Origin of the sequence: Cohnella fermenti (assembly GCF_004801405.1) — a bacterium.
In the GTDB taxonomy this organism is placed as follows: Bacteria; Bacillota; Bacilli; order Paenibacillales; family Paenibacillaceae; genus Cohnella; species Cohnella fermenti.
In genome coordinates this window covers 59,892-72,791 of sequence record NZ_SSOB01000045.1, presented here as the reverse complement: position 1 = coordinate 72,791, position 12,900 = coordinate 59,892, and the positions used below count along the sequence as shown (strand labels likewise).

At 57.6% G+C, this 12,900-nt stretch carries 11 protein-coding genes and 1 pseudogene; 6 read left to right on the top strand and 6 right to left on the bottom strand.

The window, feature by feature from the left end; genetic code table 11:
• Positions 1 to 301: 301 nt before the first annotated feature.
• From E6C55_RS26740 to E6C55_RS26720, 6 genes and pseudogenes are all read left to right on the top strand, one after another.
• Positions 302 to 1,105 carry an ABC transporter permease gene (locus E6C55_RS26740; RefSeq protein WP_168735894.1) on the top strand — a complete coding sequence of 268 codons (804 nt, stop codon included), beginning with the start codon at positions 302 to 304 and terminating at the stop codon, positions 1,103 to 1,105.
• A gap of 2 nt (positions 1,106 to 1,107) precedes the next feature.
• The gene (locus E6C55_RS26735; RefSeq protein ID WP_136372895.1) at positions 1,108 to 1,902 is read left to right on the top strand and encodes an ABC transporter permease; all 795 of its coding nucleotides are present in this window, start codon (positions 1,108 to 1,110) and stop codon (positions 1,900 to 1,902) included.
• 10 nt (positions 1,903 to 1,912) lie between these two features.
• Complete coding sequence (locus tag E6C55_RS26730; protein WP_136372894.1) at positions 1,913 to 2,893, top strand: ABC transporter ATP-binding protein; 981 nt, start codon at positions 1,913 to 1,915, stop codon at positions 2,891 to 2,893.
• Positions 2,894 to 2,911: 18 nt separating this feature from the next.
• A pseudogene (locus E6C55_RS26725) lies at positions 2,912 to 3,413 on the top strand (ATP-binding cassette domain-containing protein); the annotation flags it as partial.
• Positions 3,408 to 4,418, top strand: coding sequence for an ABC transporter permease (locus E6C55_RS34900; protein WP_330999665.1), 1,011 nt, complete (start codon positions 3,408 to 3,410; stop codon positions 4,416 to 4,418). The pseudogene E6C55_RS26725 and the gene E6C55_RS34900, both read left to right, overlap by 6 nt.
• A gap of 261 nt (positions 4,419 to 4,679) precedes the next feature.
• Complete coding sequence (locus tag E6C55_RS26720; RefSeq protein ID WP_136372893.1) at positions 4,680 to 5,474, top strand: ABC transporter permease; 795 nt, start codon at positions 4,680 to 4,682, stop codon at positions 5,472 to 5,474.
• 8 nt (positions 5,475 to 5,482) lie between these two features.
• Here the strand turns inward: E6C55_RS26720 and E6C55_RS26715 are convergent, their stop codons facing one another.
• The 6 genes from E6C55_RS26715 to E6C55_RS26690 form a co-directional block, all read right to left on the bottom strand.
• Complete coding sequence (locus tag E6C55_RS26715; protein ID WP_136372892.1) at positions 5,483 to 6,487, bottom strand: sigma-70 family RNA polymerase sigma factor; 1,005 nt, start codon at positions 6,485 to 6,487, stop codon at positions 5,483 to 5,485.
• A 228-nt stretch (positions 6,488 to 6,715) separates the two neighbouring features.
• Positions 6,716 to 6,940, bottom strand: coding sequence for a pentapeptide repeat-containing protein (locus E6C55_RS26710; RefSeq protein ID WP_168735893.1), 225 nt, complete (start codon positions 6,938 to 6,940; stop codon positions 6,716 to 6,718).
• Positions 6,941 to 7,110: 170 nt separating this feature from the next.
• A complete protein-coding gene (locus E6C55_RS26705; protein WP_136372890.1) occupies positions 7,111 to 8,436 on the bottom strand; it encodes an endo-1,4-beta-xylanase in 1,326 nt (441 codons plus the stop codon).
• Positions 8,436 to 9,392: a carbohydrate ABC transporter permease gene (locus E6C55_RS26700; RefSeq protein WP_230986876.1), complete on the bottom strand. Its 957-nt coding sequence runs from the start codon at positions 9,390 to 9,392 to the stop codon at positions 8,436 to 8,438. Before E6C55_RS26700 ends, E6C55_RS26705 begins: the two co-directional genes overlap by 1 nt.
• A gap of 15 nt (positions 9,393 to 9,407) precedes the next feature.
• Entirely contained in the window at positions 9,408 to 10,322 is a 915-nt protein-coding gene (locus tag E6C55_RS26695; RefSeq protein WP_136372889.1) for a carbohydrate ABC transporter permease, read from the bottom strand.
• Positions 10,319 to 12,889 (bottom strand): DUF5696 domain-containing protein, encoded by a 2,571-nt coding sequence (locus tag E6C55_RS26690; RefSeq protein ID WP_136372888.1) that lies wholly within the window; start codon positions 12,887 to 12,889, stop codon positions 10,319 to 10,321. The genes E6C55_RS26695 and E6C55_RS26690 overlap by 4 nt, the downstream gene beginning before the upstream one ends.
• Positions 12,890 to 12,900 lie beyond the last annotated feature (11 nt).

Here is a 12,900-nt window from a genome sequence, read left to right as displayed (position 1 = left end):
GGAAATCGGGTAGACTACAGTCTATAACCCTTTCAGCGATTTTATCCTTTTAGAGTGAGACCTTAAGGATACCGTAAAATCGCTAGATTGGGTTATTTTTCTTTGGAGAACTTTTCACTGTCCAGTTCCTTCCAAACCCTTATCATAACAGCGCTTGCCTGAATCGCCAACCCTCCCGTTTTAATTGTTTGCACCCGACAAACTATAGATGTTTTGCCAGCCTATTGAAATCCTTAATTTAGGAGATTATGATAGAGAATCATTGCTCTTCGACACTATTAATCAGAGAAAAGGGGAGTCCATGCGAATCTTTCTGATGGCCGTCAAGCTGAATCTCAAAATCTTCGTCGCTTATCCCAAGGGGTTCCTCATCTCGCTCCTGATTCATCCGATCATCCTGTTCATGAACATCTTCTTGTTCGAAGCGATCTTCGCGTACAACGGCACCTCGGAGATCAAAGGCTACAGCCTGTCTCAGATGGTCTGGTATTATGTCGTGACGATGTTCGTCTACGTGTTCATCTGGAACTTCACCGATCGTCGCATCTCGAACTACATTCTGTCCGGAGAGCTTGGCACGCTGCTGCTCCGCCCCATCTCGATCTATCGCTACGAGCTCGCGAACGCCGTCGCCTTGCGGATCGCCGGCATTCTGTTCGAATTCGTGCCCGGAATGCTGATCTATCCGTGGATTTACCCGCCCGACTTCCTGACGCCGCTCTCGCTGCTCCGCTTCATCGGCGTGGCGATCATGGCGTTCCTGCTGTTCTTCCTGTTGAACTACCTGATCGGCATGACCGCGTTTGTGACGCAGAACAATTCGGGTCTGAACCGGGTCGTCTCGGCCGCGATCTCGCTGCTCGGAGGCGTGATGATCCCGCTTGACTTCTTCCCCGGCTGGCTCCGCTCCGTCTGCGACTCGCTTCCGTTCAAGTATATTTTCTACGAACCGATTCAATTCTTCCTCGCCCGCGGGGATGCGGCCACGCTTGAGGGCTGGCTGCGCGTTGTCGGGATGCAGGCTGTGTGGGCGTTGGCGCTGTATGCGTTGGGACGAGCTCTGTGGAAAATGCTGCTAAAACACGTTGTCGTGGCGGGAGGCTGAGCATGAGCACATTAACCGGTCTTCTCCGGCTCTACGTCTGGCATATGAAGCTGAGCGTGTCGCGGGCGATGATCTATCGGTTCGACTTCGTGACGGGGCTTCTCGTCTCCGTTCTCGTCTCCGGCATCGGCCCGTTCGTGCAATACTTGTTCTTCACCCAGACCCGGGGCTATCCCGGCTGGACGCTAAGCGAGATTCTGCTGTTCCAGGGCTTGCTGCTGCTCTGGTTCGGCATTCGCGATCTGCTGTTCGGGGACATTCGCGGCACGGTCATGAATCTCGTCTGGAAGGGCGACTTCGACCGCCTGCTGCTGAAGCCTTATCCGCCGATCGGCGTCATCCTGTGCAGCGGCTTCAATCTGGGCGGCATCGGCTCGCTGCTTGCCGGTATTCTCGTTCTCTCGCTTGCCGCGAGAAGAGTCGAGCTGCACCTTAGCCCCGGCACGCTGCTTATGCTGCTCATCGTGACGCTGTGCGGCCTCCTGCTGTACATGGCGATCTCGGTCTTGTTCAGCTCCATTCTGATCATGCTCGTCCAGATGGGACGGATTGGAGAGATGTTCGACCGAATCATGGACTTCGCCAACTACCCGGTCAACATCTTCCCTCTCTTCCTGCGGACGGCGCTGATCGTCGGTCTGCCGTTCGCCGTCTGGACCTATTATCCCGCCCAGCTTCTGCTGAATCGGGCGGATCACCGAATCTGGTTCGCGGCGGCAAGCTGCCTCGTCCTGTTCTGGCTGAGTCTGAAGCTATGGAACCGTTGTTTGCGCAACTATACGAGTGCGGGAGGCTGAATTCATTCCAATGAGCGAATATATGATCGAGATTCAAGGCTTGCGCAAGACATTCAAGAAGCTCAACAAGAAGGCGGGCTTCTTCTCCGCCTTCGGCGCGCTGTTCAGCCGCACGTCCGAGCTCGTGCACAGCGTCGACGGCATCGACCTCCGCGTCCGCAAGGGAGAGATTCGCGGCCTCATCGGCCCGAACGGCGCCGGCAAGTCGACGACGATCAAGATCATGTCCGGCATCCTTCACCCGACGGAGGGGACAGTGAGCATCATGGGCTACACCCCGTGGCTGCACCGGGAGAAGTACATCCGCAACCTTGGCGTGCTGTTCGGCCAGAAGTCCCAGCTCTGGTGGGACCTTCCGCCGATCGACACGTTCGAGCTGAACCGGGAGATGTACCGTATCCCGACGGACCGCTTCAAGCGGCGGCTTGACCGGTTCGTCGAGCTGCTGCAGATCGAGCGGGTCATCTATCAGCCGGTGCGGACGCTGTCTCTGGGCGAGAGAATGAAGTGCGAGCTCGTGTGCGCGCTGCTGCACGAGCCGTCGCTCATCTTCCTCGACGAGCCGACGATCGGCCTCGACATTGTCTCCAAGGAGACGATCCGCCAGTTCATCAAGCAGACGAACAAGGAGCTGCAGACAACGTTCATCATCACGACGCATGACCTCGCCGACCTCGAGAACCTGTGCGACAACGTCACCATCATCAACAAGGGCTCGATCGTGTTCGACGACGCGATGGGGAAGCTGAGCACGTTTTTCCGCAATCGGAAGATTATCGAGGTGAAGTTCGCGGAGCCGGTGGGCGAAGCGCTGCTTGACGGCTACGACGTCATCGAATTCGGCGGTCTGAACGCCCGCATCGAGGTCAATGTCGAGGACAAGGACATCAAGCATCACGTCTACGACATTCTCGGCCGCCTGCCCGTCGTCGACATCAATATCACGAACATTCCGATCGAAGAAGTGATTAAGCATATTTATACGAGCTGAGCAATATTCAATGTCGAGATGACCGGAGGCGGTGTGCGAGTGGGCATTATCGAGGTTAGCGGAATCACGAAGACGTATCGCCATTATCGCCGATTCCCCGGGGTGGTCGGCTCCATCCGGAGTCTGGTCACCCGGCAATACGCGGAGGAAGCGGCCGTTCAGAACATCTCCTTCTCCATTGCGGAAGGGGAAGCGGTCGGTTACCTCGGTCCGAACGGCGCGGGCAAGTCCACGATGATCAAGATGATGACGGGCATTCTCGTTCCGACGTCCGGCGACATTCGCGTGCTCGGCAACGTTCCCCATGAAGAACGCCGCCCGGATCGGCGTCGTCTTCGGACAGCGCAGCCAACTGTGGTGGGACTTGCCCGTGATGGATTCGTTCGAGCTTCATCGCTATGTGTATAAGCTCCCGGTGAACGCCTTCCGGGAGCAGCTCCGGTTCTGCATGGACCTGCTGTCCGTCGGGGAGTTCGCCCACAAGCCGGTCCGACAACTGAGCCTCGGCCAGCGCATGAGAGTCGAGATCGCGATGGCGCTGCTGCACGAGCCGCGCATTCTGTTCCTCGACGAGCCGACGATCGGCCTTGACGTCATGGCCAAGGATCAGATCCGCCAATTCCTGCGCGCCGTCAACCGGAAGAAGCCAACGGCCTCTCCCGGACGGAACTTGCCGGGACGGAGCCTGCCCAGAGCAAGCTTGCCGGGGGCTCTGCCCGATGAGAGGCGGTATGGCGTGACCACTTATATGATGTTCGCCGTCAAGTCGTTCACGAACCAGTTGGCTTACCGCTCCGAGGTGTGGCTGCGGCTGCTTGGCAATCTGCTCGCCATTCTGATCCAGGTCGAGATCTGGAGAGCCGTCATCGGATCATCCGGCCAAGAAGGGGCCAGCCTTGATCAGATGATCACCTACAGCATTCTGAACCCCCTGCTGCTCGCCCTTCTCTCGACGAATGTGAGCGAGGCCGTCGACAGCAGCCTCAAGTCCGGAAGCATCGCAACCGAGCTGATCAGGCCGCTCTCGTATCCGCTTTACCTGCTGGCGGGCAGTCTCGGGCTGTCGCTGTACAAGCTGGCATTCACGGTCGCACCTGCCTTCGCGCTGGCGGGCTTGCTGTTCGGCGTTCTCCCGCCCGCATCGCCTATGAATCTGCTTGCCTTCGTCGCCGCGCTGCTGATCGCCATGCTGATGTCCTTCCTGCTCGGCTATCTCGTCTCGCTGCTCGCCTTCTGGCTGATGAGCCACTTCGCGCTCAGTTGGATGCTCGGAGGACTCATCACCATCTTCAGCGGCTCGTTCCTGCCGCTCTGGTTCTACTCGTCGGGCTGGGCAGCGGTTGCAGAGGCGCTGCCGTTCCAATATCTCGGCTATGTGCCGGCGGCGGTCTATCTCGGAACAATGACGGACGAGGCCATGTGGCGAACGCTTGCGATCGGGCTTATCTGGGCTGCGGCGCTGCTGCTGCTCGTGCGCTGGCTGTGGAGCCGAGCCGTTCGGCGGCTGATCATCCAGGGCGGATGACGCCATTCCCCAAGCCCTCTCTTACCAGGTCCGCATCGCTTGCTCCCCATCCCCTTCTGCAGACCTTATATCTCTTCTCCCTCTCGCTCAGGAACGAATGCGAGAGACTCCGTCTATGCACGCTTGTCGAACGAAGGCCAAGCTCCTTAAGATGAGACTCCTGAGCCGGGGGGAGATGAAGCCTAAGTGTTTAAAAAGTGAAAGGAACACGCGAGCATATCATAATATGGAGTTCAACATGCGGAGGAAGGAGAATAAGGAATGAACATCGCATTGTTCGGCAAGCTCATTCAACTGCTGATCAAGGAGAAGATGGCGTATCGGGGCGACTTCCTGCTGTCGGCATTCGCACAGATCGTCTCCTATGGCGGGGAATATATCGTCATCTGGCTGTTCATGAAGCGATTCCCGCTGCTTGCGGGCTGGACATGGCCGGAGATCGCCTTGCTATACAGCTTCGGGCTGTTGACGTATGCGATCGGCGCCTCCTTCTCGTTCGTTCAGATGAGGGAACTCGAAGGCCAGGTACGGCAGGGAACGTTCGACAATCTGTTGATCAAGCCGATCAACCCTTATTTCTATCTGATCAGCCGGGGCTTCAATCTCGCTTATGTCGCGCACATCACCATCTCTGGCGCCGTCCTCATCTGGGCGATCGGGCAATTAAACGTGCAATGGACCTTGCTGAATTGGGCGTATGTGTTGCTTGCCGTCGTCAGCGGAGCGATGATTCAGGCGGGCCTGCTTACCGCGATCGGAGCCGCTACGTTCCTCTGGGTGCGGGCCGGCTTCCTGTTCACGATCTTCTTCCGGCTGAAGGAGTTCATCTCGTATCCGCTTCCGCTGTTCGGCACGTTCATCCAGCTTCTGCTCACGATCGGCGTTCCTCTGGCGTTCGTGAACTTCTACCCGGCGGCGTTCCTGCTGGCCCACGACTCCGCGCCGCTGCCCGGCTGGGCCATGTGGCTCGCCCCGCTCGTCGGCCCGCTCGTCTACGGACTCGGCTATCTGCTGTGGACGAGCGGAGCGAACAAGTATCAGGGCGCGGGTGGGTAATCTCCTGATCAGCTATTGCGCTTGCGATAGGCTTCGAGCAGCTCTTCCACAGGAATGCCCTCGATGCGCAGCCCTGAGATGTCGCACTCGCGAATGTCCGCATTCGCGAGATTGCAGTCAAGGAACGACGTTCCGGCAAGATCGCATCTCTCGAATCGGCTCCCCTGTCCCTCTCTTCCGATATCATGGAAGTAAGCGTCTCCCATGCAGCATTGTGCGACCTCGATCTCCCACAGGCCCACCTCCCGGAAGCTCGCCCCCTTCATATTGATGTTATGGAAGACGGCTCCGCTCATGTTGATATCATCGAATCGTGCTCCATGCATGTTAATATTGTGGAACCTTGCTCGACTCAGATCGATATCGTCGAAGTCGCTCTCCCCCATGACGACGCGGCGGAATTGAGCCTCCGACATTCTGGCGTCTTCGAATACCTTCCTCTTGAATTCCTCATTCGGCTTATTGCGGTTCAGGTTGTCTCCCACCATGCTCAGCATCTCCTTCTTCAGCAATAATCTTGACCGGCGGAGTCTGCTCTCCGCGGCATCGACGGACAAGCCAAGCCATTCGGCGATCTCCCTGATCTTGTACTCGTCGATGTAGTAGAGCACGAGAACGGAACGATTGATAGCGGACAAGGCGCCCAGTGCGTTCCAGACCTCGTCGCGAAGCTCCTGCCGGATCACCCGCTCTTCCGTCGTGTCCGGATCGGGCAGCTCGATCTCGTCGGTCCATGCCGCTGCGGGCCTCTTCACGCGGAACCAGTCCTGGCAAGTCCGAACGGCAATGGAATGAAGCCAGCCGCCCAGCCTCTCCGGACTGCTTAGAGCAGGAAGGTTGCGATAGACCTTGATCAGAACCTCCTGCGTAATATCCTGAGCCGTGTGATGATCGCCCACCTTGGCATACGCGATGCCATAGACGGCGCTCGCGTACTTGTCGACAATGGCGCGGAAGGCTTCCGAATCTCCTGCCTGCGCGCGAACTACCCAATCCTCCGCCGTTCCGTCCACATGCAGCCTCCTCCGATCAAGTTCACTCTATAGACGGATGGATGGAGACATTTCCGTCACAGGCTGCCGATTTTCCTCGCAGGAATGCACAGATCTACTCCTTATAGATGGTCTTGGAAGGAATGGATTCCTCATGAAGACGATATTCGGGATGGCTCTCAATCAATTCTTTTATCAACACACCGTTAATTTGCATACCATCTATTATACAGTTCTTGATTGTTAGACTCACAATACGTCACATTGATTCATGCGCATATCCCACCAAGCATTCCCTTCCATATTGACTTCCGAGAGATTGCTTGCCCGAATCGTAGAACCTGTCATGTCAACATGGATGATTTGAGCTTTTTTCATGTTGGCGAAGCGAATGACGGTTTCGTTTAAGTTGGCATTGTCGATAGTGGAGTTCGTCAGATCCCCCGTATAAAATTTACTATTCGTATCGCTCATTCCAGCAACCTCCATGATATCGAAATAAAATGTCTTCTATGCCACCTCGCCGACGGCTTGCCGTTGTCACTCCAGCAGCTTGCCCGGTCGTATCATGCGGATCGGCATGAGCGTTCCCCTTCATTAAGTAAATGAACCCGCCGTCGCAAGCAACGGCAGGCTCACTCTTGCTAGATGTCCAGCTTGGACGGATCGACGACCGCCCAGAAGGCCGGCTTCGCATGGTAGTACTTGTCGAACAGGAACGGCGCTTCGGTTCGTGTAATCGGGAACGAGCTGAGCCACGTGTGGTTGTCGGCGATTCCCCAGAAGGTGACAGCGCTGACGAGTCCCTTGTTCGCCTTCAGGGCGTCGAAGAGCTCCCGGTAGCGCGCCGCCTGCCTCAGCAGTACGTCCTGCGGCACGTCTTCGCCGTAGTCGCTCCGGTCGTTCCAGGTGTAGAGGCTCATATCGAGCTCGGTGATGATGTTGTCGAGGCCGAGCTCCTTGAACTTGTTGAACGAGGCGAGCATCGCGTCAACGGACGGCGAGAGCAGGTTGATGTGCGTCTGATGGCCGACGCCGTCGATCGGAACTCCCTTGTCCAGCATTGTCTTGACCAGCTCGTAGATGCGATCGCGCTTGTTGGCGGCATCGGTGCCGTAATCGTTGATGTAGAGCTTGATGTCCTTCCCGCCCGCTTCTCTCGCGGCGCGGAAGGCGGTCTCGATGTAGTCCGTCCCGGTGATGAGGTACCAGTTGCTGGCCCGCATCCCGTCCGGATCGCCCGGCTCGACGACCTCGTTGACGACGTCCCACGACTTGATGTCATCCTTGTAGCGGGCGACAACGGTCCGGACATATGTATCCAGCCGCTTCAGCAGCAGCTTCTTGTTCGCCTCCCGCTTCGCAGAATCGGTCTCGTCGACCATCGGCTTGCCGGCTTCGTCAAGGAAGTACCAGTTCGGCGTCTGACTATGCCAGACGAGCGTGTGGAAGCGGACGGCCATGCCGTTGTCCATGGCGAACTTGACGATCTGATCGGCGCGGTCCCAGGTGAAGACGCCCTCCGACGGCTGAATTGCGTCGGGCTTCATCGCGTTCTCCGCGACAAGCGAGTTCACCTGCTTCTTCAGCAGCTCGGCGGTGAGGCCGCTCAGCTGATTCGGTTCGACGGCGGCCCCGATCGGGAAGTCATCCGCATACGTCTCCGCGACCGAGGGAATATCCGTCTCTACCGAAGGCGTCGGCTTGGGCGTGGGCGACGGTTCCTCAGAAGGAGAAGCCTCGGGCAACGAGGAAGGCGACGCGGAAGCGGCGGCGGACGGAGCTGACGCAGCCGACCCGCCAGAGTCGTCGGGAGAGGCGGACACGCTCTCCGTCTCGGCTTGCGGGGCGACCGTATTCGTCGCTTCTTCTCCGTTCCAGGAGCGAAGGGCGAACAGAATTACAACCAGCGCCAACAAGACGACAACTCCGACAGCTCCGACGATCAGCCACTTGTTCTCTTGTCTCATCAGCCGACGATCCCCGTCCTCTCAATTCCTTCCACGAAGTATCGCTGTACGAAGATGTACATCAGAATGAGCGGAAGAATGGCAAGCAGAATGCCCGTATCCTGCACCATACTCATATAGAAGGGGTCTGCCTTGGAGTTGACTCCGTCGGACAGGAAAAACGACAGGTTGTACGGCAGCGAGCTGAGCTGGATCGACATGACCTTGGCCGTTGTCAGGTACGTCGTCGTGAAGAAGCTGTCGTTCCACTGCCACACGAACGAGAACAGCGTGACGGTGAGCATCGCCGGAATGGCGTTCGGCAGCATGATGCGCGTGAACGTCTTGCCGATGCCTGCTCCGTCGATGTAAGCCGCCTCCTCGACCTCCTTCGGAATGCCGCGGAAAAATTGACGGAAGATGAAGATGTACAGTCCGGCCTTCAAGGAGTTCGCCGTCAACGATGTCAGAATGAACGGCCAGTACGTGTTCAACAGGTTGACCGACTTGCCGCCCGTCAGCAGCGGGATAAGTCCCATCAGCGTGAAGTCCTTCAGGTTCAGGTACACGGGGATCAGAATCGTCGTCGGAGGAACGAGAATGGTCAGGACGACTCCCACGAACAACAGATTGCTGCCCTTGAACTTCAGCCGGGCGAACCCGTACCCTGCGAGAGCGCACGACAGCGCGGTCAGAATCGTCGTCATTGCCGAGAGCCCGAACGTGTTGCGAAGCGCCGCCCAGTAGTCCATAATATCGATCGCCTGCCGGAAGTTGTCGAGCGTGAAGTGCTGGGGAATCCAGATGACGATCGGAGAGTACAGATCGACTTTGTCCTTGATCGCAGTGGAGATCTTCTGCAGAATCGGATACACAATGACGAACGACAAGCCGATGATCAAGACGAGCCGCACAAGCGACCACAGCCATTTTTTCCACAATTCCAGGGATATCAGTCTCATTGCGCGCGCGCGCATGGCGTTCCTCTCCTTCTATTCATAGTAGAAGACCCTCTTGGAGATCACGTAGGAGCTGATCGCCAGAATCAGCGCGACGACGACGAAGTAGATCCATGCCATAGCCGAGCTGAGGCCGAAGTTGAAGCTCTTGAAGCCGGTATCGCGGATCAGGTCGGTCATCGCGTTCACGGATACCGAGTCGACGATCGTGTAGACGACGTTGACGAGAATAAGCGGACTCACCATCGGGAACGTAATCTTCCAGAACGCCTCGTAGCCCGTTGCGCCTTCCATCTTCGAAGCCTCGTAGAGCTGCGGCGAGATCGTCTGAATGCCCGCCAGGAAGATCAGAATCTGGACGCCCGATTGGCTGACGACCTGATAGATCCGGTTGACGGCGCTGGTCAAGTAATTCACGATCGATTCGCTCATGCCGGCCTCGAGCATCATGTTCTCCAACTCGAAGCTCTGCAGCGCGTTGAAGGTCGTCGCTCCCGCGTTGGCGTCGTTGATCGCCTGAACGAGACTTGTGCTCTCGAGGCTCAGGATGATGCCGGAGGCCAGAATAACAGGCAGGAAGAAGATCGCCCGCGCCGCCGTTCGCCCGATGAACTTCTGGTTAAGCAGAACGGCCAGGAACAGGCTGAAAATAACGATAAGCGGAACGTTGACCACGATGTCGATGATCGACTCGGTGAGCACCCGGTTAAAGCTCGTGTTGACCGTCAGCGCTTCCTTGAAGTTCTTGAAGCCGGCGAAGCTGGCTGTAACGCCGTCCGAATTGGCCGTCACCGTACTGAAGCTGTATCGGAGCGAGGTCAACAACGGCGCCAGGAAAAAGAACAGGAAGCCCAGCAGCCAAGGCACGACGTACAGGAAGCCGTAGAGCGACTTCTTCTCCGCGTAGGTCCGCAGGCTCGGCTTCAGCTTAAGCAAGGCAGCTCTCACGTTGCAGCACCACCTGTCGCATAGCTGTCGGCCTCGATCCGCTTGCCGTCGACCTGCACAGCCGCATGATTATAGTTGACGATCACGTAGACGCCATTCTCGAAGACGGTCTTGTAGACGCCGTCGTCGAGCTTGTCGTGCGAGATTATTCGCTGACCCTGCACCTGTCCGAGCACGTCGTTCACTTCCTTGTAGATATCGCCAGCGAGCGCGAGCCATTGCTCGTAATTCACGGCGTACAGATCGTTGTTCTCGGTGTCCTTCACCTTGTAGTTGGGCTCGTAGATCCATTCGAAGTACACGCCCGAGCCGTATTCGAGCGACTTGAGAATGTATTCGCTCGGGTCGGTATACGTCGACAGGTTGTACGGAGCACCTGCATACTCGACATAGCCGCGCACGACCATCTGGAAGAAGGGGATCTCCTCATCCTCGATCTTGAACCGGCTGCTCGTCATCGGGGCATTCGTCAGATCGCTGACATAAGGCAGAGTGAAGGCGTTGCCTCCGTTCGCCAGAATGTCCAGGTTGGCGGAACGGATCGCTTCAAGCGATTGAAGCGATCGAGCCTGCGATTCAGTCCGATCGATCTCGTTGCTCTTGCGGTAATCGCTGTTAAGATCCGCGGCCAGATCGCGTAGCGAGAGGCCTTCAATCTCATAGCCCGCGACTCCCTTCAGCAGCCTCTCCACATAATCCGGAACAAGCCTTGGGGATACAACGTAGGCCGGAGACTTCGTACGATCCCGCCGGTTCAGCGCCCGCTCGACCGGGTAGACGGCCGCCGGCTCGTCGCGCAGCGATCTCGAGGCGTCATCCGCTTCGTCGAACCCCTTCGAGCTGTTCGCTTGCACGAACGCCACGTCCGGGAAGAAGCCGATTCCGGTCTTCTGCGCGTAGTCGGCGAATTGCTTCAATCCCTTGCTGCCGCCGATCGCTCCATCCACCTTGACGCCGCTCGGCACGCGGTGATCCAGTCCGTTGTTAAACCATCCCGAGAACTGAACCTTGATGTTGGAGATATCGAGCTTCCGCACTTCCTCCACGATGCTCTCCGCCTGCTTGAACGTTGTCAACGGCTCGAGTGCGTTGTAGGGAATGCCAAGAACGTGCTTCTGCTTCGAGATGGCGCCGATCATCTGCAGGTAGAACGGAACGTCCTGGGATTCCGCAGATACGGCTGCATCGTCCCGCTTCGCGGCAGGAAGTCCGCCCCGCTCTTGCAAATATTGCTGGTAATACTTCGCCATGCCCGTATAGGAAGCCTCTTCCTTGCCGAAGAAGGAGTAACGGACCGCGAAGTCCGCCTTCGTCGGATGCTGCTGGAACTTCGGCAATGACCGCTCCTGATCGTTCGCCGTCAAGTATACCTTCGTCTCGTTCACGACGTAGAAGCTGGAAGAGACGGAGTTGTAGCTGTTCAGTCTTCCGCTGACATCCGCCTGGATGGAAGCGACCGCCTCGCCCTCCTCGATGATGCCGAGGAACGCCGCGTCGCCGTCGATCAATCCGAACACCGGCAGGCGCACCTCCTGCTCCCTCGCCGCATCCTCGAGACGGGCAATCGTCTGATCGGAGCCGTACACGAGCTGCTGATAGGACGGATAGCGGGTCTTCCCGTTATTCAGGCGAATAAGCGCGCCCGAGCCGTCGGGAACGAGCATCGCTCCGGTCGCTTCGGAATCCGCCGCCCCGAAGTAGCTGAGCAGGGAGATCGTATTGATCGGATAATCGTCGGGGAATTGAATGCTCGAAGCTGGCACCTTGGCGACAAGACTGTCCCCGTCGAGCTTGTATTCAATCGAAGCGAGAAACACTCTCGGCTCCGGCTTCGTCTGATCGAGGCCGAGCTCCTCGATATCCTTCTGCAGATCTTCCTCCGTGTAGCCCGCAGCCTCGAAAGCCTGGAGAGCCCGCTCGAGCTGAAGTCCCTTCAGCGCGCTGTCATTCCGTATATAGGTTCCTTGCTCCTCGTCTTCCTTGTAGCCGATCGCCAGGGCTCGCTGTCCCGTCTTGTCTAGCTTCCCGACAATTGCTTCATAGCGCTCTCTGCTCAGCATCATCGGCAGGTCGTCGACCGTCTTCTCTGCGGTTCCGAACTGATAATCAATGCGCACGCCGCCTTCGATCGGCTCCATCTTGATCTGGTTGTGAGCGACGCTGTCCGTGTAGGAATTGACGGAATTAAGTTGACCGAAGTTGTTGTAGAAGTCGATACGAAGCTGCGCGGACAGCAGGTCCTTGTTTACGCCTGACGCCAGCGTATCGGAGTCGCGATCCGAAGGATTGCTGTACCACACCTTGCCGCTATTCTTGTCGAGAACAGCGACAACGCCGGTCTGATCATCCGCGAACAGCCTCAGACGGTCATTCTCGGCGACTCCCTTCATCCCTTCCACCTTCGTATCGGTGAAGGCCGCGGTCAAAGCCGTACCCGCCTCGAACGAAGAGAGCGCCGATTCGTCGGCCTGTGCGGCGGAAGATCCGTTCCCGGAGCCGGAGCAGCCGGCAGCCGACATTCCGGCCAGCAGGACTGCGGCCCACAAGACTCCTTTAAGCCTGTTCATGCGTTATCCTC

Excerpts from the sequence above, each read along its gene's own strand:
- E6C55_RS26740 (WP_168735894.1), top strand. The coding sequence starts at position 302 with ATGCGAATCTTTCTGATGGCCGTCAAGCTGAATCTCAAAATCTTCGTC.
- E6C55_RS26735 (WP_136372895.1), top strand. The coding sequence starts at position 1,108 with ATGAGCACATTAACCGGTCTTCTCCGGCTCTACGTCTGGCATATGAAG.
- E6C55_RS26730 (WP_136372894.1), top strand. The coding sequence starts at position 1,913 with ATGAGCGAATATATGATCGAGATTCAAGGCTTGCGCAAGACATTCAAG.
- E6C55_RS34900 (WP_330999665.1), top strand. The coding sequence starts at position 3,408 with ATGAGAGTCGAGATCGCGATGGCGCTGCTGCACGAGCCGCGCATTCTG.
- E6C55_RS26720 (WP_136372893.1), top strand. The coding sequence starts at position 4,680 with ATGAACATCGCATTGTTCGGCAAGCTCATTCAACTGCTGATCAAGGAG.
- E6C55_RS26710 (WP_168735893.1), bottom strand. The coding sequence starts at position 6,940 with ATGAGCGATACGAATAGTAAATTTTATACGGGGGATCTGACGAACTCC.
- E6C55_RS26705 (WP_136372890.1), bottom strand. The coding sequence starts at position 8,436 with ATGAGACAAGAGAACAAGTGGCTGATCGTCGGAGCTGTCGGAGTTGTC.
- E6C55_RS26700 (WP_230986876.1), bottom strand. The coding sequence starts at position 9,392 with ATGCGCGCGCGCGCAATGAGACTGATATCCCTGGAATTGTGGAAAAAA.
- E6C55_RS26690 (WP_136372888.1), bottom strand. The coding sequence starts at position 12,889 with ATGAACAGGCTTAAAGGAGTCTTGTGGGCCGCAGTCCTGCTGGCCGGA.